Here is a 21,708-nt window from a genome sequence, read left to right on the forward strand (position 1 = left end):
CAAGAGGACGACGGTGGATAGACCATAAAAAATCTACAACTTTACAGTAGAACAGGTACTACAAGGTGAAGCAGACCACCTGGATGATTTAACTTACGACCCGATAATAGCCTAGGAATTACATCATTTGTAAAAATGTGGATTAAAGGACTACCTCTTAAGTGGTTGTTCCTTTAGCATAAAGTAAAATGGGTTAATTGGTGTATACACCCAAATAATTACAAAATTATACAATTATATCTTCCAATTATTACCTTTTAATTTATGCGAAAGTTTTATGCAACGCTAGTGGATTAAAATAAAAATGACCGCGTAGTATTCTACACGGTCATAGTCTTGTTTAATTAAAAGGGTTTACCAGTTATTGCGTGGGCGGAAGCAGTCACGGCAATATACGGGCTTATCACCACGGGGTTGAAAAGGAACTTGAGTTTCTTTTCCACAGTCTGAACAGGTAACATTATACATTTGACGTTCTTGATAACCATAATTGTTACCTCTGTTTGCCGCTTTGCGAGCAGCACGGCAATCAGGGCAACGACCGGGCTCATTTGTGAAACCCTTTTCTGCATAAAACTCTTGTTCCGACACCGTAAAAGCAAATTCGGAACCACAATCCTTACAGCTTAAATTCTTGTCTTGAAACATAAAAAAACCTCCTCTAATTTTAAGTTGCCCGCCAGCTAGGGAAATAACAGTTTTTTCCCAAGCCGATGGCAACCAGAGAAAGTTTTACCGTATATCCAAGCGTATCGAACTTCATAAGTATAACCCATCTAAAGGAATATGCAAGCTAATTTTTTATTTATTTTTTATCCGGAGTTTGGCGACAAATATTTCCAGCCCAATAGCCGCAAGGGTTCCCGGTTCCAGTAGCATAGTTTTCGCTACTACATGTTAGAATTTAACAATATCCCATCGAGGAATTTTTTTGAAACAATATAATCACAATATTTAATATAAAAATTACCGGCTAGTAGCTAACGTGCGAGCCCAGGGCACTACTTCTTCAGCAGCAGAAACGCCCCGCCGGCCATGAGGAAAGTTCCGGCAACATGATACCAGCTGAAGGGAATGCGGGCCACGCCAAAGAGGCCCAGGTGGTCGATGGCGGCGGCTGTAAGGACCTGGCCCACGATGATGGCGGTGGTGGCCGGGGCGACGCCCACGGCTGGGATGCTGCGGGCCACCATATAGATGATTAATACGCTCAGCACGCCGCCCAGGTAGGTATACCAGGGGGCACTCATCCATTTATCCAGGTCGCAGGCCCCCAGGCGGCAAACAAAGACCAGGATGCCTACCAGGACCGTGCCTACTGCATGAACAATAAAGGTGGTCTCCCACAGTCCAATAACTTTGCCCAGGGCGGAATTCAGGGTTCCCTGCAGGGCCATGGTGAGTCCGGATGTGGCTGCGATGATAAGTGCGAATAATTTGCTGTCCATTACTGACCTCCGGTGAAAAAAGCAGGCCCGTGGCCTGCTTTTTATCCTGTTGTATGTTGGGCAATCCTATACCAGAATATCGTGGCCCAGGGACCTGAGGATTCCCCGCAGGTAATCGGTGTGGATGGCCCCGGGGTCAAAGTCCACGGTGACGGTTCCGTCCTCCAGATTCACAATTACCTTATCCAACCCGTCAATTTCAGAAAGATAGGTTTCGATCTCCTCTTTATCATGCTGGCCTCCCTGCAGGCCGCCAATCTTAAAGGTCTTGGTGATGTTCCGGTGGTCCTGGATATTTGGCTCGACCAAGACGTTCCCCTCCCTCCTGATTTCTCTCCTATTTTTTACCGTAATCTGAGCCGTTATACATCAACAATCAACCCCCGCCGGATGTCCAGGTTTCCGACCGGGGCCGATACTGTAAATTCTTTGCACTTTTTATGCCCCCGGGAAAGATTTTAGTGATAGATCCACCCTGATGATCCCCGCACCGATGAAATGATTGCCCGAACCTTTTACCTTTTGGGCCCCGGACAATAACCGCCGGTGCAGTTGATCAACATGTTCATCAGGGTATTTTGCCTTTAACAATGCCGCAGCGCCGGTGACGTGAGCCGTAGCCATGGAACTGCCACTTAACCGAACGTAGCTGCCCCAACGGTAGGTAGAAACGATATCGCTTCCCGGAGCCAGCATATCTACCTCCGGGCCACTGCTGCTAAAACTGGCGAGTTTTCCCCTGCTGTCCACTGCGGCGACGCTGAGGGCCTCCTCAAATACAGAAGGATAATCGACGGTATTCGGACCGCCGTCATTGCCGGCAGCCGCCACGATCAGCAGCCCTCGCCGTCGGGCTACCCGGACCGCTTCTTCCAGCGCACTGCTGTACTTATCGGTGCCAAAGCTCATGTTCGCCACGTTAATGCCGCGTTTCAAACACCAATCGATGGCATTAATGGCGTTCAAGATGGTACCTTCACCCCATTGATCCAATACCTTGACGGCATAGAGTTCCGCCTCCGGTGCCACTCCGATGATCCCCTTGCCAATGTTGGCAGCGGCAATGGTTCCCGCCACATGTGTGCCATGACCGTTATCATCATAATAAGATGCCCCGGGGTCAACCAGGTTTATCCCTCCCTTGAGGTTGTTCCCCAGGTTAGGATGGCTGCCATCGATGCCGCTGTCAATCACCGCAACCTTAACGCCTTGCCCTCTGGTTTCCGGCCAGCAGACGTGGGACCCAATAGAATGAACACCCCAGGGGATTAACTGCTCCTCTTCATACATAAATGGTTTAAACTTGGCCGGTGCCCAGGGTACCAAACGAATTTTAAAGTTTTCTTCTACCGCTGCCACTCCACCGGTAGATACGATCTTTTCATCTGAAATATCCTCCGGTAAAGTGCAGATGATACCGTTCACGTTTGGTAGGGTGCGAATTTCCTTTGCTCCTATCCATTTGATCAGATCGATATGGGACGGGGTCAGTTCACTGCGGTAAAGGCGATTTTTAAAAAGTATTATTCTTACGCGTTTTTTTCTTCCGACCATAGCCTCATCCCCTCTGGCCAGAACGCCCCTACTCTTCTTTCTTTTCTTCGGGCTTGCTTGATTTGTTTGGTTTGCTTGTGCTGTTATCCACCGGTTCACTGCTCAGCAGCCCCTGGAGAAGACTTCCCAGGGGGGCCAAAACGCTGGCTAAATCCACCTCTTTGGTGGACCGGGTAGCGCCCTGCCGTTCCGAAGTCTTTACGGTGGCCACGATGGAGTCAAACATAACTCCCAGGCTGCCGGCCACGATATCCATGACCTTGCCGGTCACCTTAACGCCTTTGATGATCTTGTGAAGGGTTTCCTCCACAGGGACCTCTCTCCTGGCAATTTGTTGCTGACCGGAGAGATTTTCCATAACTTCGTTTAACTTATCCAGTTGCTCGTTTAGCTGGTGTTCTGCCTGACGTTGCAATTCAACCCTGGAAATAATGTCAACCAGTTTATCCATGTTTCCCAGCACACCGGAAACCTGGTCCAGTTCACTGCTCTTCTGGGAGTGGATGCTCTCCAATTTGGTGACCAGCTGCTCTAGGTTGCTGGCGAGCCGGTTGCTGGATCTTTCACCCACTGTGATCAACTCCCTTCCCTAACAACACCGATGTCGACGTATATCCTTGGGTGGAAAGGGCTACACGAGGGTGTAGCCCCTTCCCTGATAAAGGATATAAAACTTTTGTGAAGGTCTAGCACCAGGCAAAGCAGCAGCAGAAGATAGCCAGGGCCAGGAACAGGTAGAGGCCGAGCAGGTGGACGGGCAGAATGCCGCAGAATACGAGTGCGATGCCGATGATGAACAGCGCCAGCAGCAGGCAGCAGCATAGACCCAGATTTCCCGAATAACCTCCAACTTTTTCCTTAATGCCTTCTAGTACGTTAGACATCTAAATTCCTCCTCATGTTTAAATCTGTGAACGATATCCCGGGACCGTTCTTACATTAAATTATGAGAAAAGGAGACTTTGTGTTACATTATGAGAAGACAAATTTTGCATGACAAAGTAAAAAAGGGCAGCCACCATGGGCTTACCCTTTATCCCTTAACCGGCTGTACTAAAAAATTCCTGGCAAGTTTGCTAGATCAAGGCCGGTAACTTTAGTTACTTGCTCCCTGGCCCTGGCCTTGCTTTCCACCTGGGCCTGATTATAGGCTTCGGCAAGCATTTGTCCCAGGACTTCCGGCGCCACAGCGGTGACCCGGTCCGGGTCAAATCGGACGGCTAAAATATTCTGCTGGCCGTTCATAATGACTTTTGCCAACCCGTCGCCGGCCACCCCTTCTACGGTAAGGTCTTTTAACTGCTGCTGCAAATCCTGCAGTTGGCCCAGTATTTTGGACATATTGCCTATCACGGACTCACCCCCGTTAACCTTTAAACATATTCATGAAATTGGACACGTTGATGCCTGTCATCTTGGCAACCTGCTCCTGGACTTTTTTCCTGCTCTCCTGTTGGGCCAGATTTAACGCTTCAGCCGCCTTATCTTCCAACTGGGCCACATCCCCTTGCATTAACCGGGGGGCGATCTGAACAGCCATTAAACTCTGGGTGCCGTTCATTAAAACGGTGATGTCACCTTCTCCCACCGTGACTTCCACTTGAATTTCCTTTAGCGTTTCCTGCATGTTTTGCACCTGGGACATCATGCCACCTAAATTACCGAACAACGCAAACCAACCTCCTTAAAACGAAGATGTGGGCGAGCCAAACCGGGGATCCCATTTTAAAACTCCTCTGGGGGAAAACCCTTGCTCTTTCCTCATGGCTTCATGGCTTTGTTTGGGCTTTTCTTCCGGTTGATCCTTTTTTCTTCCTTTGCCTGCGATTCTTTCGGCCTCTGACCCTCCGGCGGACGCCTGGGTCCCATCATGTTTGCCAGCATGGCCATGAGGGCTGCGGGGTTAGCGCCACCACCGCCGGGTCCGCCCAGCATACTTGCCAGGGCGCCCAGTAAGGCCGGGTCGAGGCCGGGTCTGTTGCCCGGTTCACCGGGACCTTCGGGGCCCCTGGGTCCCCCGAGCATGCCGGCCAGGGCTGCCAGCATGGCCGGGTCAATGCCTCCCGGGCCGCCGGGCGGTCCCTGGGGTCCCTGGAAAAATCCCGGCGGCGGGGCTGCGCCACCGAGCATGCCGGATATTTGGGCTGCCAGGTTATCAGTTCCCCGGACCCGTTGTCCCTCCGGCAGGATGCGGTTCATGCAGTTGACAATGCCCAGCAGGTTCATTAAGGCCAGCATAATCATGGTCGTATTCTGGTCGGCCCCGTGCTGGGCTTGAAAATTCAGCAGTTTAAACATTGCTTCATCCAGGCTCTGACGAATCGTATCCCCCGCTGTGTTAGCAGGCTGGCTGACCGGTTCCCGGGACATCATTTCCTCCTTGCCGTTTTCCACCTTGTTCCCCCCTTTTTCAGTCAAAAAACTAACACTATAATATATGTGGGGCCGGCACCATAAGTGCCCCTGGGACAAGCCCCACACCCTGGTATAAACAGGGAAGCCGCCCGGTGGACGGCTTCATATTACATGGATAATAAATTATCCAACAATGGTTAAAGTTGCATCGTCAATGAGTACAAAGGCTCCGTTGGGGCCCCAACCGGAGGATTAATGGGAGTAAATACGATTTCTACTGTTCCGGAAACTGCTCCTTCAGGTGCCGGGTTAGAGGTTAAACAAATCTGTTTCCAAGTTGTATTGATGTTTTCATCTGGAATTGTTGTAACTGCTGCGGAGTTAATGGGGTTGCCTGCTGCATCACGGAACACAACCCTCGCTTCAACGGTATAATCTGTAACGGGTCCTAAACCAGCCGGCGGTACCTCCTGGATATAGAAGCACAACTCATACCTAAGCCCAGGACGGATAAACTCTCTAGGAATCTGCTGTACAAGAGATGCCGGCTGAGACGGGTCAGCAGTACATTCAGCGTCAGCCGGAGGACCACCTAAACCGGCTGAAAATCCGCCGTTTCTTCCCGGTTGTCCCGGGGCAACATTGGACTGCTGCCAAACAGCAAGAACACATGCTGTAAAAGCTTCAAAGCTTGTGTTTGCAAGCACCTGCGTGCCAATCAAATCCTGATCCGGGATGCAAGTCTGGATGAAGATCTGCTGGTCTTCGGTGATCTTCAGGGTAAAGGTGATGGTGGCTACCTGCTGAATGCGGGTGGGCCGGGGCAGCTCGAAATCTATATCCACGTTTACATCCCGGAATTCAATATCAATATTGCCGGGGTCCATGACAGGCAGAGGAGGATCCAGTTTTACAGTCTTCATGAAGCGAATGTCTTCGCTAAAGTGTCTGACGTCATCATCCTTGTTGACATAGAAGATCTGCTTGTGCAGGGTGCCGTGTACCGTGATGCTTCTGATCTCCCGGGGTCCGCAAACCGGTTCACCGAAATGCACGGTGGCCTTGGGGCTGTTGCAGGGAACATGGTTGTTCATGATAGGGCCGGTGAAGACCGGATCGGCTTCCAGGTCCCGCACCACCACGTCAATGTGGTCTATTTTTTTGCTTGTTCGGGCGGGCAGGTGACGTTATCCACGGTTACAGAATCTCTGACATCCGCTAGCACAATAGGCAGCTTCACTAAAATGCATCCGGCAAATGGTAATAAAGCATTCTGGTTGTTACCGTTCGGCATTGTTTTACCTCCTTAATGTTATTTATACTTAACCCTTGGCAACGCAAGGAATCTTGATGGTCTGGCCGACCGTGATTAAGTTGGGGTTGGTGATTTGCGGGTTCACGGCCAGGATAGCCTGCACGGTGGTGCCGAAGCGCTGGGCCAGCTTGCTCAGGGTGTCACCCCGCTGAACCACGTAATTAAAGGTGGTGCCGGGAATACAAACTTCCGGGGCCGGGGTCACGGTGGGTCTGGGTCTGAAACCGGTCACCACTTCCCGTTTAACGGTTTCGGTGACCCGGGCGCAGACGTTCAGCACGGCTTCAACCACCAGGTCGCAGCCGTCTATCTTGGCATTGGCCCATTCCACTTCCACGTCAATGTCAACTTTTTGATCGGGGCGGGCGCCGGGCACATCGATAAAGGTTTTAAAGGAAACCTTGCGGTGAATCATATGAATGGACTGGTCCGCCTTCATGGCGGTGTACATCACCTGAAACTCGATGGTACCCTTCACCAGCACCTTATCCCGGATGACGTCGGTATCTTTAATCACCACATCGCCGGCGGTAACTTCCTTGATTTTGTCGATGGCCGGTTTTTCGGCGGGGGGTTCCTTGGCATCCCGGATCACGACCTGCTTGCACGCTTCTCCCACCAGACTCTCCATATCCAGGGTGGCGGTCTCCACGTCAGCGCCCTTCACTTCGGTGACAACATCCACTTCACGGTCCTCTGTCACCCGGGCCCGCAGACGTAATACTATAGTAGGAGACAGTAAGCAGGCGTTATCTTCGGCAACCTCAACCTCGCAGGACTCTACCATGGCGTCCACATGGACTTGCATGCCCTGCTCGGCGCCCTCAACTTCAATAAAGGTGTTAAACTTAAAGGTTTCTTCCAGGGTGTGAACCGACTGGTCATCCTTCATCGCGGTGTAAGTACACTCCAGGTCCACTTCGCCGTCAATCAGCACTTTGTTTTTGATGATCTTCGTGTCGGTAATTTCCACATCACACATGCACTTAATGACTTTTTCGACGTCCGGCTTCCCTTCGGGCAGCTCAAACTCTTCGTCGATGAGGACCTGTTTGGTGCCAGTGCCCACCACATGCTGCAAATTCATTCTTTCCGTTTCGCAGGTAAATCCCTGGGGGCACTCCGTGAGAACATTCACATCGCGGGTTTCGGTAACCCTGGCGGTAACTTGTAATACTGCAGCAACATCCCAATCTTCGGCACACTTGGGATCTCGGGTCAGGCTCACATCCTCCACCACAATGTCAACTTCCGCATTCATGCCCGGCCGGGCGCCTTCTACTTCGATAAAATCGGTAAAATCCAGTTCCGCGTGGAAGGTGTGCACGGACTGGTCTTCTTTAAAGGCGGTATACATAACTTCCAGCCTGAGGGTTCCTTCCACGATGACCTTGTTGGGTATGACTTCGACCTTTTTCAGCTTGGTGGTGGTGTCTGTCGAGAGAATTTCATCCACTGCCGGCTTTGCCTCGGGCACGGAGATGGTGCCACGGACGATGGTCTGCTCTGTATTTTCACCGACTACCTGTTCTAAGCTGAATCTTTCTGTCTCTAACGCCGCATTGCTTCTGGTATTATTGTTAACATCGTCAAGAGCGCGTCGAAATTTTGGCTTGGGCCCTTTCTTCATGGCCATCAATCGAGCCTCCTTTCAAGATATCTCCTTAATATATATATTGGATTGTCTGGAGAAATGTGCTGAAAATGTGGTCAATCCTTAAGAAAATGTAAAAAACCAGGAGGAAATATTTCCTCCTGTTTCCTTATTATGGTTATGGCCTTCGGACAAGTTCACCGTTTTGTCCAAAGAAGGCTGTTTAATACTACCGGCGGGCAAACATCTGCACCCAGATGTATCCATAACCGTTATAACTCTGGTAAATACCCACGCCGATTTCGTTGTAGTTGCCATTCAGAATGTTGGCCCTGTGGCCGGGGCTGTTCATCCAGTCCTGCACAACCTGGGCAGCGGTTCTCTGACCCATAGCAATGTTCTCACCGGCAGCGGTGTAGCTGATGCCGTACTTGCGCATCATATCGAAGGGGGAGCCATAAGTGGGAGAAGTATGGGAGAAATACCTGTTTTTATACATATCCTGGGCCTTGATCATGGCCACATTGGTGAGATCTTGTTTTGCCGCCAACGGCTTCAGACCGTGCTTCGCCCTTTCCACATTCACCAAGTCCACTACCTGCTGCTGCAGGTCATTCATAAAGGAAGCAGGCTGCTGGGGCTGCTGTGGTTGTTGTGGCTGTTCTTGGGGCTGCTGCGGCTGTTCCCCTTGCTTGGTAGCCAGCAGCTGTACACAAAACTTGCCGGCATCGGTATCTGCAATCACGATGCCGATACGGTTGTATTTGGCGTTGAGAATGGAGCGGCTGCCATAGTATTTCAGTTGTTTATCAACCATGGACTTGGCATCGCTGCCGCACACAATGGTTTGTCCCAGGGAAGTGTAACCGCCGTTTTTAGCAATTTGCAATAACATGCTGGAATTTGGGATTTGACCGGTTTTCTGGTAGTAATCCAGGTTGTTGGCCGCTTGCGCGGACAATTCAGAGTCGTAGGTAAGAGGAGCAAGGCCTGCCTGGGCTCTCGCCTGGTTCACCAGTGCGACCATATCCTGGTCGTCTCCGGCTGCCGCCGGGGCGGCCTGGGGAGTCATGAAGGGCAACAGAACAGTAAACAGGGTCGCCAGGAACACGGAAACCTTTTTGAGTCGGTACTGCATTTGTTTTCTCCTTTCCTTTTTGCCTCCGGAGTTAGCTGACGGGTTCGGGCAAAGGAAGTCCCTACCTAACGAGCGAGGATTCACCCCAAAATTGGTTCCTCCGTACCCGGGTTTACCGGGATTCGGCATTTTTTCAGTTTCTTGGCATTCAACCTAAGCCTGTCCTAAATATACAAAAAAATGGCTGATCTTACAAAAGCCGTAATCCCTGTCATTAATTGAACTGTTTAACTGGTTTAGGATATTGTCGAATTTCCTGGGGAAAATCTTATTTTTAGGCACTCATACCAACTATTCCCATACAACAAAACCCCGTAACTTTCGTCCCGGGGTTTTATCCATAGTTTAAAGCTCTATATTTAATTTGTCCAGCACGGTTTGAATGTGATTAAAAACCGTTACCTTGTCGGATCCTGCAAACAATAATCCAACGGCTTTGTTTTCCTCGTTCAGCACCAGGGAGCCGCTGTCGCCCCCCTGGGATTTCATGTCTGTAACCACCTGGTCACTGAAATAAGCGGTGCTGTCATCATCCAGCTTTACTTCCATGGTGGCCCCCACGGCGGTCACCGTTCCCCGGGTGATGCCTGTGGTCCTGCCGCTTTTTACCACCTTCATGCCTGGTTTTGCCTGGGCCGTGCCCTCCACCCTGCCAATGCCCACAATTTCGTCGGTGATCAGGTCCGGTCTGAGGGGCCGGGCCACCGCGCAGTCCACAATATTGGGTGTGCCCCCGCGTTTAAAGAATCTAAGCTGGTAATTGAGCCGGATGGCCCGCACCAGGACATTGGCAATACGGCTGCGCCGTTGGCAACCGGGCAGGTGGCAGGGGCTTCCCCCTTTTGCAGGGGAATGTACCGCAGCAGGGTGGCGATGCGGTCTTCCCGGGTGCCGCCGTCATATTCGCCGGGCTGCAAGATGGGATCGCCGAGGGCGGACCGGCCGTCCTTGCCGTTGGTGGCATTGGCCAGGATATGGTTATTGGACAGGATGAGCGGTTCTCCGGTGCTTCGGTCACGCACCACCGCCCCAAAGGTACCCGCCGTTACCCGGTAATGGCCGATGCTAATGCCCGGTTGGGCCGGCCTGACGTGCTTGGTTCTTTCTTCGCCCAACAGGCGCACTTCACCAATTTCAATGACATCGGTTTCCAACTCGTTGATTCTGTAGGGAACCATATGCTCCCTGCTGAGGTTCTCGGGGGTCTCTTTCTTTTTCACAAAAATAATAATGGCCAGCCTTTCGGTCCGCTCCATGCCCACATGCTTGTGGCCAACTCCTACCCCCACAACGTTTTTCATGCCAAGCAAGCGCCACTTGGCCTTTTCCAGGGTCTTGAAAAACTTATCCATAAAGGAAATCCCTCCCTAAAATGTCCTAGACCATCATATGCGGTACAGCAGGAAGGGGTACTACAGTTTTAGCAATCTGTTCTGGGAACTCCCAGGCGGTGTTTCCCCCTGGTTTCTACACCGCCGATACCGTCAAAACCTGTGATGGTGCTCTTAATGATATCCCGAATGGCGATGGGGTCATGGATAGACGTGTAGGCAATCTTTTCTACCACAAACACCGGGTCATAGGCGTGAATTAAAACTCTCTTGGGTGAACTGGCGAAGTTGGCGCCGTAACTCAAAATGGCTTCATAGCAGGACTGGCAGGCCCCGGCGAAAATCACCAGGTCATCCCGGCTCTTTTCAAAGGAGCGGGCAATCTTTACCGCTTCAATAAAATACTTGCTGTTGTGGTAATTGTTTACGTCGGATAAATCTTTGGCACCTTTTTTTAGGCCGTCATGCCCGGTCAGTACGAGGATATCCGGGTAGTGTTTTTCCAGCAGCGCTAAAACTCTCTTTGGCTGATCTTCCTCATGAATGGCGTAGCGAAGGCGGGGATGGAGAGGTTGCGGTAGGTGGTCATGCATAAATCCAAATAATCCTTATCCCCGTCTAGGTGCAGTACTGAACCGGGCACATCAAAACCCTCTATTTCATCATCACACTTCTCTCCATCTGTCGAGCGACTCACAGAGCAGAGACCGTCGGTACACCTTTTAAGCCTGTCTTTACGTTCTTCTGAACGTCTTTTCATGACACGGTCCATAACTTCCGCATTTTTTCTTAATGTCTGGGTCCAATATTTGGCAACATCTTTAGGGTCGATTTTTACCAGGTCATCAACTACCGAACTGGCAACCAACCGTATGTCCAAACCTTTGAGAACAGCATAGTCCTTGCCGTCATCGCCACGGTGAAGGCTGGTGACTTTAAAAAAAACATCATTGCCGTAGGATTTGCGGGCAACCATGTCGCCCTCCTGTATTTTTGACACGGTCCTACCCCCCTTTCATGTTTTACTGCATCTTATGTTAAGTATCTTAGGGTTGTGAATGTCTGCGGTGATTCTTTGGGATATAATAGAAATCGAAAAAGATTTTTTAAAGGGAGGAGATCCAGGATGTTTTCGGGTAAGGTAAACTGGCACGGGGGTATGTGCTTTGAGGGGACCAGTGGTTCCAACCACAAAATTATGATGGATACCGGCAAAGAGATGGGCGGCACAGACCGGGGGGCCCGGCCTACGGAAATCTTGCTGATGTCCCTGGCCGGCTGCAGCGGCATTGATGTGGTTCACATTTTGGAAAAGATGCACCTAACCATCGATGAGTTTGCCATCTCGGTGGAGGGAGACCGGGCTGCCACAGAGCCGAAATTCTTTACGGAGATTCGCCTGCTTTATTCTCTCAAGGGCGCGGCCTTAACCCAGGAAAAGGTAGAACGCGCCATCCGCCTCTCCCAGGAGAAATACTGCTCCATCGCCAATAACCTGAACAAGGTGAGCAGAATTGTGTTTGCTTACGAGCTGAATGGGGAGAGATATCCAAAAGAGGGGTGGATGGCCTAACGGCCGGTCGTCGGCATGTCGCAGTTCGCTTTTGGCTGTTGGCCGTGGCCCCAAAGCCTTGAAAATAAAGACTTTAATCACATCTAAAAGTCTACACTGCAAATGGCATTTTTTAGTACAAATCCAGTAAAATCAAGGCTTTAAGGAATATTTATGGTTGAACATCGTTGTCAGACAAAAAATCCCTACCTTTTTGGTAGGGGGTTTTACTTGGTGTACCGATCTGCCACGCTGGAAGCAGCAAAGGAGTCCGGTTTAATTTTTGCCTCGAAGCCGCTGCCGGTGACCATGCCCACCACTTCCCGGATTAACTCCTTTGTCTCACCCTGGTGGCCAACGTCGATATGGATTTCCACATTGGTGTCCTCAACGCCGCCCAGCGCCAACAGGTTGGTGATTTTGGCGCCCAGTTCAAGGCTCATGCTGGTTTCGTAAAAGATTTTCTGGCGTAAACTCTTAATTTTTCTCTGTGTGTTTTTCCGGTAGTAAAAGCGGGCACCCTTTCCTTTGCGATGAACGATAACCGCCGTAACAAAGCAAGTCTCACGCCGCACCTGGGAGTCCGTCCCCACCACGATCTTATAGGAAGAGCAGGGAAGACCTTTAATATAAGCCAGGATGTCATCCATCATCTCTTCAAAGTTCATTTTTCCTTTGGAAGGGCTGATAAAACTCATTATTGCCTCCCTGTGCTATTAGGCATTTTTACCGCGTTCCGCTGTACGCTGACCAAAAGGTATTGGCCAGATCGGCAAACTCCTGCAAAGACAAGGTTTCGCCCCTTCTGGCAGGGTCGATGCCTGTTTTCGAAAGCACTTCAAGCCATGTTTCCCTGGCGGCCAGTCCTGAGCCGGTCAGGGAATTGAGCAGGGTCTTGCGCCGCTGCCCGAAGGCGGCCCTGACCACCTTGAAAAACAGCTCTTCACTGGTCACATCAACGGGAGGGGCCTCTCTTTTTGTTAACCGGACCACCGCCGAATCCACATCCGGGGCAGGGTAAAAGACGGTTTTGGGGACCCTGACCACAATCTCCGGCACGGTATAATACTGTACCGCCACACTGAGGCTGCCGTAGTCCTTCCCCCCCGGGGAGGCCTGCAGACGGTCCGCCACTTCCCTTTGCATCATAACCACCAACCGCTCCAGATTGAAGCCGTTGGTCAGCAGGTGCATAAGAAGAGGCGTAGTGATGTAATAGGCAGATTCGCCACCAGTTTGTATTTTTTACCCTGACGTCCAAATACGCCTGCGGTGCGCTCCTCAGCCAGCCGGTCAAAATCAACCTTTAAGGCATCCCCGTGAACCACCTCGGCATTGGGAAAATCCGCCAGGGTTTCCTGCAGGATTGGCAGCAGGTTCTGGTCCAATTCCACCGCGATCACTCTACCGGCGGAACGGGCCAACCTTCTGGTCAGCACCCCCAGGCCCGGCCCGATTTCAAAGGTTAAATCCTGTTCGGTCAAGTCCGCAAAACGCACAATCTTTTCGATGATATTGGCATCCATTAAAAAATTCTGCCCAGCGCCTTGCGCACCTTGAAACCATGTGCCTGGATGATTTTTCTGACAGCCGACGGCGAAGTCAATTCCCGCAATGTAGGATCCGATCCTTCCTAATAAATATTGTATAATTCTATTATATCCTGTATGTCAACCCTACTACCAATTAAATTCAAATTAGGGCAGTGTTAATAAATTGTTGGGGTACCACTTACGCCTTTGCCATTTCCTGCCGCAAGGCCGCCACCTTGGCCCCGATGTCCGCCGCCCCGACGATTTCTGTCACCAGGGCGATGCACAGGGCGCCCCGGGCGGCCACTTGCCGGATGTTGTGCTCCTTGATGCCGCCAATGGCCACAAAGGGCAAATTCACCTGCTTCACTACATACTCCAGGTACTCCAATCCCACCGGGTCGCAGACATCTTTCTTGGTGCGGGTGGCAAAAATGGGGCCAACGCCGATATAATCCACGCCCGCTGCCAGGGCTGCCCGGGCCTGATCCGGCGAGTGGGTGGACAGGCCGATCAGCCGCTCCTCTCCTACCAACCGGCGCACCTTCTCCGGGGGCAGGTCATCCTGGCCGATATGGACCCCGTCGGCATCCACCAGCAGGGCCAGGTCGATGTCGTCATTCACAATAAAGGTGACACCGGCCGGGCGGGTCAGTTCTCGGATGACGGTGCACTCCTCATATTTCTCCCGAGCCTTTTTTTCCTTTTCCCGGTATTGAATAATTTTAATGCCGGCGGCGATCATCTGGCGCACCACCTGGATGTTGTCTCGGCCCCGGGAATATTCCTCGGCAGTGATGCCGTAAATGCCGCTGTTAAAAAATTCGGTCAGACCCCTTTTAACGGTCATTTTCTTTCACCTCACACTTTCCTAAAAAGTAACTCAGCACCACATCGGCCTGTTTGGCCGCTGTAATAACCACCGCCGGGGCCACCGGCGGGCAATGGGGCTGCACTTCCGACACCAGGTCCCCCACCAGGTAAAAATGCTCCTTGACCTTGCGAATTTTGATGGCATCGGTGTTTCCCCAGCCGGCCAGCCCGGAAGCCGCCACCAGAAGCTTGCCGGACAAAAGGTAAGACTCCACCACCAGTTTTTTGTATTCAGGCCGGTCCAGGGCCTCAATAACTGCATGGCTGTCCTCAAACAGGGTGCCGATATTGTCCGGTTCAATTTTTACCTGCAGCGTATCCACCGGATGTCGGGGTTAATTTGCAGGAGATTCTTTTTGAGGGCCGCCACCTTGGTTTCCCCCACCTGGTGGAAAAAGAAAAACTGCCGGTTCAGGTTGCTGTATTCCACTTCGTCAAAGTCCACGATTTTAAAATTCCTGAAGCCGCTGCGGGCCAGGAACTGGGCGCAGTTGGAACCCAGCCCCCCTGCCCCGGCAATCCCCACCCGGACCTGTTGGATTTTGGCCAGGGCTGCCGGCCCAAAGACTCCACGCAGCGCTTTTTCAAACTCATTCATGACATACCCCTCATTCTAACATCTGCCAATCCTTAAAGACCGGCTGGTAGCCCTGGCTGTAGAGCATGCTGACCATCGCCCGGACATCCCGCTCATCGGAAATATCAAACTGGCCCGCAGGCTCTTCCCCCTTGACCCGGCCGCCCACCGCCGTGCAGGACCCGGCGGACATTTTGGTGATCCCCAGTTTTAGCAGCCGGTCCCTCAGGGCTGCAGATTCCCGGGTGGAAAGGGTGATGCCCCCCCGGGGCATAAACAAACGGAAAGCCAGGATGTACTGCACCAGGTTTTTATCGCTGACCACGACCCTGGGGGGAAATCCCCCTGCATGGGGCCGCATGCGGGGTGGCGATATGCTGACCTCCACGTCGGTGTAGCGGTTTTGCAAGTAATTGGCATGCAGGCCTGTAAAAAAGGCCTCGCTCCGCCAGTCATGGAGGCCCAGCAGGCTCCCACATTGACGGTCCGCATGCCGGCCCGGCAGGCCCGCTCCGGGGCCTCTAGGCGCCAGTAATAATCCCGCTTGGGACCGGCCAGGTGCAGTTGGCCATAGACGGCCTCATCGTAGACCTCCTGGTAAAGAGTCAACCCGTCGACGCCGGCGGCAATGAGTTCCGCATATTCCGCTTCCTCCAGGGGGTAAATTTCGATGCTGATGGAGGTAAAGTAGTTTTTCAACACCTTTACGCAGTCCCGGATGTAGGACACCGGGGAATGCTGCCGGGATTCGCCGGTAAGGATTAGGATGTGCTTCAATCCGGTGGCGGCAATGATGGCTGCCTCGGCTTCCACTTCCCGGGTGGTCAGCTTTTCCCGCTTGATGTGATTCTGCACGCCGAAGCCACAGTAAACGCATTTGTTGACACAATAATTGGCCAGGTACATCGGCGTGTAGAGAAGAATGACCCGCCCGAAATGCTGCACCGTCAGGCGGTGTGCCCGCTGGGCCATTTCTTCCAGGTGCTCTTCGGCAACCGGTGACAGCAAAGCCAGGTAGTCCAACTCCGACAGCCGGTCTTTGTAAATAATGCTCCGGATATCCTCACAGGTTATACCGTTAAAAAAACCGTCATAATCAAAATCCCTGTAGCGCAGGGTTTCCTGGTAAAAACTCACGGCCCCCACTCCTTAGTCTTCTCTTAAAAATCCTGTCAGCGGCGAGGAGGCGCTGGCATATTGACGGGCAGCCCCCGGGCCCGCCAAGAAAGCTGCCCGGCCCGCTTGCACAGCCAGGCCGAAGGCCCTGGCCATAATGACGGGCTCCCGGGCGGTGGCCACGGCGGTGTTGACCAGGACCGCGGCGGCCCCCATCTCCATGGCATCGGCAGCCTCGGAGGGTCTGCCGATGCCTGCGTCCACGATGATGGGCAGGGGAATTTCTTCAATTAGGATGCGGACCAGTTCCTTTGTCTTGAGACCCCGGTTGCTGCCGATGGGCGCCCCCAGGGGCATGACGGCGGCGGCGCCAACCTTTGCCAGTTCTTTGGCCACCATCAAATCCGGGCTCATGTAGGGAAACACCTGGAACCCATCGGCGGCCAGCACCTCCGTGGCCTTGATGGTTTCGTAGTTGTCCGGCAGCAGGTACCGGTTGTCGGAGATCACTTCGATTTTTACCCAGTCCCCGCAGCCCGCCGCCCTGGCCAGCCGGGCAATGCGAATGGCCTCCCGGGCGTTTCTGGCCCCCGAGGTGTTGGGCATGATGACGCAATTGGCAGGGATGTGGTTTAAAATGTTTTCTTCTGCAAAATCCGTGTCTACCCGCCGCATGGCCAGGGTGACCACCTGCGAACCTGAAGCCTCCATAATTTTGGGAATCATTTGATTGGTGGAATACTTACCGGTGCCAAGGAACAACCGGCTTGTTAACTCTTTTCCCCCGATATGAAAAACATCTTGCATGATTTAACCCCCTCCCACAAATCTTAACACTTCGATGACGTCGTTTTCTTTTAACGTAATGTTGGACCACGTTTCCTTCATCACCAGTTGGTAGTTATACTCAACGATGACGGTGTCCGGTTTCAGCCCTCGCTGGTTCAGTAGCCGGGCGATGGTGATACCGTCCTCCACAAGGAGTTCCTTGCCGTTATAAAGAATCTTCAAAAGAATTCACCTCCTGCGGGTTACCCGGGTTTAGTCGTCATTCAGCCCCGCCTTCTTATATAACGCATAGAAATGATGGGTGGGCCCCACCCCGCGGCCCAATGCCAGGGAATGGGCAATGGCGGTGCTGATGTATTCTTTGGCCGCGCCGATGGCCTCTGTCATGGCATAGCCCCGGGCTAAATAGGCTGCGATGGCGGAAGAAAAGGTGCAGCCGGTGCCATGGGTATTTTGGGTGGCGATCCTGGGTCCTTCAAATAAGAGCATCCGGTCCCCGTCATACAGCACATCCACCGCTTCTCCAGCCAGGTGTCCCCCTTTGACAAGGACATGTCTCGCCCCCAACCCGTAAATCTCCCTGGCCGCCTGTTTCATTTCTTCCACAGTCTTAATGGTGCCCTTGACGAGTTCCTCCGCTTCGGGAATGTTGGGGGTTACCACATCCGCCAGGGGCAGCAGCACCCTGACCAGGGCTTTGCAGGCTTCGGGACGCAGCAGTTTGTATTTGCTTTTGGATACCATCACCGGGTCCACCACGATGTTTCGGGCCCGGTTCTCCAGTAAACACTTGCTAATAGTTTCAATGATCTCACTGCCGGAGACCATGCCGATTTTTACGGCATGCACCTCGATGTCTTCAAAAATACAGTTGATTTGGGCGGCTACCATCTCCACTTCCAGTTCCCTCACCCCGAATACCCCGGTGGTGTTTTGGGCTGTGACCGCCGTGATGGCGCTCATACCATAGGTCCCCAGGGCACTGAAGGTTTTTAAATCCGCCTGAATACCAGCTCCGCCGCAGGAATCGGAACCAGCAATGGTCAATACATTTTTCATCGGCATCACTCCCTGTGAAAGTCTAAAAAATCATGAAAACGACAAAAGGTGCGCTCCGCAACCCACAGGAAAGCACACCGAATGAAACCATGAATCACTCCCTTCGCTGGTATTACCCAGATCAGGTATTGAGGGTCAGGTCTTAACCTTTCTCAGCTTTCGCTCCCCTGTGGCGTATGAAGTTATACCTATCATACCGCATTTTAAAGGAAATGCAAGATGTTATCCATCTTTTGTAAAAATTCCCTCCACAACCGAACAAAAAAAGGAGGTCCCCCTCCTATTCCAGCACATATACCTTTGTTTTCCTTACCCCCCACTGGAGGGCTTCATCTCTGGTCTCGTAAAACAAATCAATGCGGTTTCCTTTGATGTCTCCCCCGGTATCCAGCGCAGTGGCTTTCCCGTAGCCGTCAACATACAGCAGGGTGCCCAGGGGGATGATCTGCGGGTCGACCGCCGCCACCCCCGGTCCGGGTGCGACACCAGAAGCTGTATTATACCCGGTATAAGTATACGCTGTGGCCAGCATGTCCAGCGCCTGGGAGACGCGTAACGGCTGCCCGCCGCGGCTGATGGTGCTGAGGGTGCCGTGTTGAACCAGGGCGTTCACCGGCTCCTGGATAATTTCCCTGGCCACGCAAGCACGGGAAACCTCCGTACCGTCTTCATAACGAATCTGCCAGGTTTCCTTTTGCAGGCCCGGTTTTCCCTTTTTTACCAGCCGGGCAAATCCCCTGGGCATCTCCGGGTTGGCAATCCGCTCGGTAACAAATGGTACGGCCACTTGTTTGGTGACGGTCTTCACTTCGACCTGGACGACCCTGATGGCCATGTCTTTTTTCAACAGGGCAGTCATGGCCGGCAGCACTTGATCTGCCGGTTTTATCGTGATTCCCCGCTCCGCCAACAGTTCCTGGACATTTTGCGCCTTTGTTTGGATTACAGTGGTTTGCCCATCCACCGTTAAATTGACGGGGATTTCGACGGAAATCATTTCTTTCAGGAAAGCCTCTGCCCGGGTCAGGGTGTCCGGCAAGACAATCTTGTCGGACCACAGGGCATAGCCCAGCGCCACGACTGCCATGAGGAATAAAATTAGAATTCCCAAAAGACCGGCCATGGTCGCTTTTTTCCCGGACTGTTTCATTCTTGCCGTCGTAACTGCCTGGGACCGAGTTGGCCATTCCACCGGGCACCAATCCATAGAAAAACCTCCTTAGATTTATGGGTATTTCATAATGCCCATATTCCCCCAGGAGGTATGGTAAACCTTCCCAAAAATTCATACAAATTCCTTTCTGCAACAACAAGGAACGGCAGGGATTTTAGCTGTTTTTAAGGATCTTGTTGTGCAATTATTCCAGGATATGGACCTTGACCGTACGCCTGCCCCAGCTTATGGCCTGTTGATAGGTGTTGAAAAAAACGTCGATACGGTTGCCTTTTATGCCGCCGCCGGTATCCGCAGCCACCGCATAACCGTAGTTTTCGACATAAAGTTTTGTGCTCAGGGGAATCACCCGGGGATCCACGGATACCACACCCTCATAGGGGTAAATCCCTGTGGCCGTGCGATGACCGGTATGGGTATACGCCGTGGACACAGCGGTCAGGATTTTGCCACCCTTTTCCGGTATAGAATTGCTGCGAATGGCTCCCCCTATCACAGGACGCTGGCTGCTTCGGGACACTGCATAATTCGGGCCATAGGCCACCACCATGGGCTGCGGTTTTCGGATCAGCACTTTACGCAGGGTCTCTCGCTTTACCTCCTTACCATCTTGGTAGGTGACCTGGACATAATTACGACTGAGCCCGTAGCTGCCGTACCGGAGAACCTTTTGTTGACCGGGAGCCAGTTTGCGGTCCGGTTTCTTCTCCACTCCGAACGGAACAAATTGCTGATCGGTGATTTCCTCCGTTGTCACCCGGGTTACCTGAATCCTTTCAGCGTCTGCCACCCGGGAATACAGGGAAGGCTCCACAATGTCGGCTTCTCTTAAAGTTACCCGGGCCTTCGCCAGTGCATCCGCTACCGTCCCCCGGAATTGAATGACCGGGATTTCCTGACCGTCCACGGAGACCACCAGGTGCTTGCCCCAAATGAGGCAGCAAAAAAGAAGGGCCGCAAAACTTAAAAATACCCCTAAGAGGAGCCGGCATGCCTTGTCCCGCCACAGTAAGCAAATCCGTGTATCGATGGTAGTTCCCCCTCCACACAATTTGGCAATTCCCTACCATCATGTATATTCAGAGTACCGGAAAATCATGCCAACTTTTTCGGGGGATAAGCCGGAAGGTTATTCCTGTGTTTAATTCATTGGGACACGCCTCATTTTGATAACCTGTGAATATAATGTACCACCCGGTCATGCTTGCCTGTATACCGAGCTTGACCACAAACAAAGGATGAGGAGGTATTGGTTTATGCCTAACGGCACTGTCTGCCAACTGGTCAAACTGCCGGTGGTAGTGGGCGAAGTGGTTGATTCCGTTACCGTTGAAAGCGTCACTTGCCCCCCTGAACCTGCAAAAAAGGTAGACCATATCGACGTGGTGGTTCGGGACCTGGAAGCTGACCCGGTATTTACCGCCCCAACCCGGGAGGGGGTCTGCAACAGTCCCAAAGCCACCGTCCATTTTGGCGACCCCCAGTGTGAAAATCAACCCAGGGAAATTCGTAAAATAAATGTCCACGGCACCGTTCACAAGCAAATTTTCTATGTGGATAAAGAGGATAATGTCCGACACTTCAGCGAGGACATTAACTTTACCAAAACCGTCACGCTGTCCCCGCCCCTGATCGTATTGGAACCTCAGAACGTGGAAATTACCTTCCGCAATGTGGATGTGGACGTCAGTTTTGAACTGCCCCGGCCCAACAGAATTCAGCAGGTGGTGGGTGTATCCTTCACGCTGAAAATAATTGAGCAGACCCAGCTGTTTGTTTCCATCTTCCCCAAAGGCTGCGAACCCACCGCCACCCTGGGAATTCAGGATGAAGTCTTTGAAGACTGGATCGGCAACTGCCCGGCCCAGTGGCAGTGCGTAAATGTCTGCCCCAACCCCAACGGCCGGACCGGTCAGGCGCCCAACTAGGCTGCTGCCCGACCCTGCCCGCCAGCATGTCCCGCAATGTCCCGGATGTGCTGCCCGGCACCGCCTATGAACTGACCTTCTGGGCCCGCTCCATAGAAGTTCCCAGGGATCCCTGCGACTTTACCCTGGTAGCGCAAATTCTGTACCTGGATGCTGCCGGCAACCCCACGGGAACCGTCCAGCAGACCATTACATCCCAGCAGCTCAATGACACCTACCGGCAGTTCCGGGTCAACGGCACCCCTGTTCCCGAAGCACCGTCTCCGCCACCGTCGGCTTTATCTTTACACCCCAGCCCTGGAATACCTGCGCTGCATTGATCGATGACGTCACTTTCGGCCAGGTGGGTGTATCGTAAATATAAGAGGAGGAA

Annotated in this window: 25 protein-coding genes, 4 pseudogenes and 2 riboswitches; of the genes and pseudogenes, 3 read left to right on the forward strand and 26 right to left on the reverse strand. The window is 52.4% G+C overall.

The features are described from left to right. Window positions 1–354 precede the first annotated feature (354 nt). The 15 genes and pseudogenes from P378_RS06960 to yabG all read right to left on the reverse strand — a co-directional run bounded on the left by P378_RS06960 (window position 355) and on the right by yabG (window position 11,735). The gene (locus tag P378_RS06960; protein ID WP_099082737.1) at window positions 355–648 is read right to left on the reverse strand and encodes a zinc-ribbon domain containing protein; all 294 of its coding nucleotides are present in this window, start codon (window positions 646–648) and stop codon (window positions 355–357) included. Window positions 649–1,001: 353 nt separating this feature from the next. Continuing rightward, on the reverse strand, window positions 1,002–1,448 hold the full coding sequence (locus tag P378_RS06965) for a DMT family transporter (RefSeq protein WP_099082738.1): 447 nt from the start codon (window positions 1,446–1,448) through the stop codon (window positions 1,002–1,004). A gap of 66 nt (window positions 1,449–1,514) precedes the next feature. Beyond that, window positions 1,515–1,757 (reverse strand): heavy-metal-associated domain-containing protein, encoded by a 243-nt coding sequence (locus P378_RS06970; RefSeq protein ID WP_180261010.1) that lies wholly within the window; start codon window positions 1,755–1,757, stop codon window positions 1,515–1,517. Window positions 1,758–1,886: 129 nt separating this feature from the next. Beyond that, on the reverse strand, window positions 1,887–3,002 hold the full coding sequence (locus P378_RS06975; RefSeq protein WP_099082740.1) for a S8 family peptidase: 1,116 nt from the start codon (window positions 3,000–3,002) through the stop codon (window positions 1,887–1,889). 28 nt (window positions 3,003–3,030) lie between these two features. Then, the gene (locus P378_RS06980; RefSeq protein WP_099082741.1) at window positions 3,031–3,573 is read right to left on the reverse strand and encodes a hypothetical protein; all 543 of its coding nucleotides are present in this window, start codon (window positions 3,571–3,573) and stop codon (window positions 3,031–3,033) included. A 115-nt stretch (window positions 3,574–3,688) separates the two neighbouring features. Continuing rightward, window positions 3,689–3,886, reverse strand: coding sequence for a hypothetical protein (locus tag P378_RS06985; RefSeq protein WP_099082742.1), 198 nt, complete (start codon window positions 3,884–3,886; stop codon window positions 3,689–3,691). A gap of 169 nt (window positions 3,887–4,055) precedes the next feature. Continuing rightward, window positions 4,056–4,355 (reverse strand): YbaB/EbfC family nucleoid-associated protein, encoded by a 300-nt coding sequence (locus P378_RS06990; protein ID WP_099082743.1) that lies wholly within the window; start codon window positions 4,353–4,355, stop codon window positions 4,056–4,058. A gap of 13 nt (window positions 4,356–4,368) precedes the next feature. Then, complete coding sequence (locus P378_RS06995) at window positions 4,369–4,671, reverse strand: YbaB/EbfC family nucleoid-associated protein (protein WP_099082744.1); 303 nt, start codon at window positions 4,669–4,671, stop codon at window positions 4,369–4,371. A 92-nt stretch (window positions 4,672–4,763) separates the two neighbouring features. Next, complete coding sequence (locus P378_RS07000) at window positions 4,764–5,396, reverse strand: hypothetical protein (RefSeq protein ID WP_099082745.1); 633 nt, start codon at window positions 5,394–5,396, stop codon at window positions 4,764–4,766. Window positions 5,397–5,554: 158 nt separating this feature from the next. Then, window positions 5,555–6,493, reverse strand: a complete 939-nt coding sequence (locus P378_RS07005; RefSeq protein WP_238472985.1) for a DUF3794 domain-containing protein — start codon at window positions 6,491–6,493, stop codon at window positions 5,555–5,557. Window positions 6,494–6,510: 17 nt separating this feature from the next. Further along, entirely contained in the window at window positions 6,511–6,651 is a 141-nt protein-coding gene (locus P378_RS21255) for a hypothetical protein (RefSeq protein WP_238472986.1), read from the reverse strand. Between the two features lie 28 nt (window positions 6,652–6,679). Further along, complete coding sequence (locus P378_RS07010; RefSeq protein ID WP_099082746.1) at window positions 6,680–8,308, reverse strand: DUF3794 and LysM peptidoglycan-binding domain-containing protein; 1,629 nt, start codon at window positions 8,306–8,308, stop codon at window positions 6,680–6,682. A gap of 187 nt (window positions 8,309–8,495) precedes the next feature. Continuing rightward, window positions 8,496–9,404, reverse strand: a complete 909-nt coding sequence (locus tag P378_RS07015) for a CAP domain-containing protein (RefSeq protein ID WP_099082747.1) — start codon at window positions 9,402–9,404, stop codon at window positions 8,496–8,498. Between the two features lie 5 nt (window positions 9,405–9,409). Continuing rightward, window positions 9,410–9,542: riboswitch (cyclic di-AMP (ydaO/yuaA leader) on the reverse strand. Between the two features lie 207 nt (window positions 9,543–9,749). Next, a pseudogene (locus tag P378_RS07020) lies at window positions 9,750–10,756 on the reverse strand (chymotrypsin family serine protease). A 68-nt stretch (window positions 10,757–10,824) separates the two neighbouring features. Continuing rightward, window positions 10,825–11,735 (reverse strand): annotated as a pseudogene (gene yabG, locus P378_RS07025) (sporulation peptidase YabG). Between the two features lie 126 nt (window positions 11,736–11,861). On the opposite strand from yabG, the gene P378_RS07030 reads away from it, so the two are divergent. Then, on the forward strand, window positions 11,862–12,308 hold the full coding sequence (locus P378_RS07030; RefSeq protein WP_099082748.1) for an OsmC family protein: 447 nt from the start codon (window positions 11,862–11,864) through the stop codon (window positions 12,306–12,308). Between the two features lie 206 nt (window positions 12,309–12,514). Here P378_RS07030 and P378_RS07035 read toward each other — a convergent pair whose 3' ends face one another. From P378_RS07035 to P378_RS07080, 11 genes and pseudogenes are all read right to left on the reverse strand, one after another. Continuing rightward, entirely contained in the window at window positions 12,515–12,985 is a 471-nt protein-coding gene (locus P378_RS07035) for a ribonuclease H-like YkuK family protein (RefSeq protein ID WP_099082749.1), read from the reverse strand. Between the two features lie 28 nt (window positions 12,986–13,013). Further along, window positions 13,014–13,902: pseudogene (rsmA, locus tag P378_RS07040) on the reverse strand (16S rRNA (adenine(1518)-N(6)/adenine(1519)-N(6))-dimethyltransferase RsmA). Between the two features lie 116 nt (window positions 13,903–14,018). Continuing rightward, on the reverse strand, window positions 14,019–14,669 hold the full coding sequence (thiE, locus tag P378_RS07045; protein WP_099082750.1) for a thiamine phosphate synthase: 651 nt from the start codon (window positions 14,667–14,669) through the stop codon (window positions 14,019–14,021). Beyond that, window positions 14,659–15,015, reverse strand: a complete 357-nt coding sequence (locus P378_RS24475; protein WP_476588320.1) for a ubiquitin-activating E1 family protein — start codon at window positions 15,013–15,015, stop codon at window positions 14,659–14,661. Before P378_RS24475 ends, thiE begins: the two co-directional genes overlap by 11 nt. Then, window positions 14,997–15,290 carry a ThiF family adenylyltransferase gene (locus P378_RS24480; protein WP_476588322.1) on the reverse strand — a complete coding sequence of 98 codons (294 nt, stop codon included), beginning with the start codon at window positions 15,288–15,290 and terminating at the stop codon, window positions 14,997–14,999. The genes P378_RS24475 and P378_RS24480 overlap by 19 nt, the downstream gene beginning before the upstream one ends. Before the next feature lie 10 nt (window positions 15,291–15,300). Further along, window positions 15,301–16,406 (reverse strand): annotated as a pseudogene (thiH, locus tag P378_RS07055) (2-iminoacetate synthase ThiH). 12 nt (window positions 16,407–16,418) lie between these two features. Further along, window positions 16,419–17,192, reverse strand: coding sequence for a thiazole synthase (locus P378_RS07060; protein WP_099082751.1), 774 nt, complete (start codon window positions 17,190–17,192; stop codon window positions 16,419–16,421). Window positions 17,193–17,195: 3 nt separating this feature from the next. Further along, on the reverse strand, window positions 17,196–17,396 hold the full coding sequence (gene thiS / locus P378_RS07065; RefSeq protein WP_099082752.1) for a sulfur carrier protein ThiS: 201 nt from the start codon (window positions 17,394–17,396) through the stop codon (window positions 17,196–17,198). 30 nt (window positions 17,397–17,426) lie between these two features. Further along, the gene (gene thiD / locus P378_RS07070; protein ID WP_099082753.1) at window positions 17,427–18,233 is read right to left on the reverse strand and encodes a bifunctional hydroxymethylpyrimidine kinase/phosphomethylpyrimidine kinase; all 807 of its coding nucleotides are present in this window, start codon (window positions 18,231–18,233) and stop codon (window positions 17,427–17,429) included. Between the two features lie 81 nt (window positions 18,234–18,314). Next, window positions 18,315–18,412, reverse strand: a riboswitch (TPP riboswitch). 101 nt (window positions 18,413–18,513) lie between these two features. Next, window positions 18,514–19,440: a 3D domain-containing protein gene (locus P378_RS07075; protein WP_099082754.1), complete on the reverse strand. Its 927-nt coding sequence runs from the start codon at window positions 19,438–19,440 to the stop codon at window positions 18,514–18,516. A 151-nt stretch (window positions 19,441–19,591) separates the two neighbouring features. After that, on the reverse strand, window positions 19,592–20,314 hold the full coding sequence (locus tag P378_RS07080; protein ID WP_274378657.1) for a 3D domain-containing protein: 723 nt from the start codon (window positions 20,312–20,314) through the stop codon (window positions 19,592–19,594). A gap of 349 nt (window positions 20,315–20,663) precedes the next feature. On the opposite strand from P378_RS07080, the gene P378_RS07085 reads away from it, so the two are divergent. Together P378_RS07085 and P378_RS21260 are read left to right on the forward strand one after the other, a co-directional pair. Continuing rightward, window positions 20,664–21,335, forward strand: coding sequence for an SPOCS domain-containing protein (locus P378_RS07085; RefSeq protein ID WP_238472987.1), 672 nt, complete (start codon window positions 20,664–20,666; stop codon window positions 21,333–21,335). 26 nt (window positions 21,336–21,361) lie between these two features. Continuing rightward, window positions 21,362–21,655, forward strand: a complete 294-nt coding sequence (locus P378_RS21260) for a hypothetical protein (protein ID WP_238472988.1) — start codon at window positions 21,362–21,364, stop codon at window positions 21,653–21,655. The last annotated feature ends 53 nt before the right edge of the window (window positions 21,656–21,708 follow it).

The organism is Desulforamulus profundi (genome assembly GCF_002607855.1).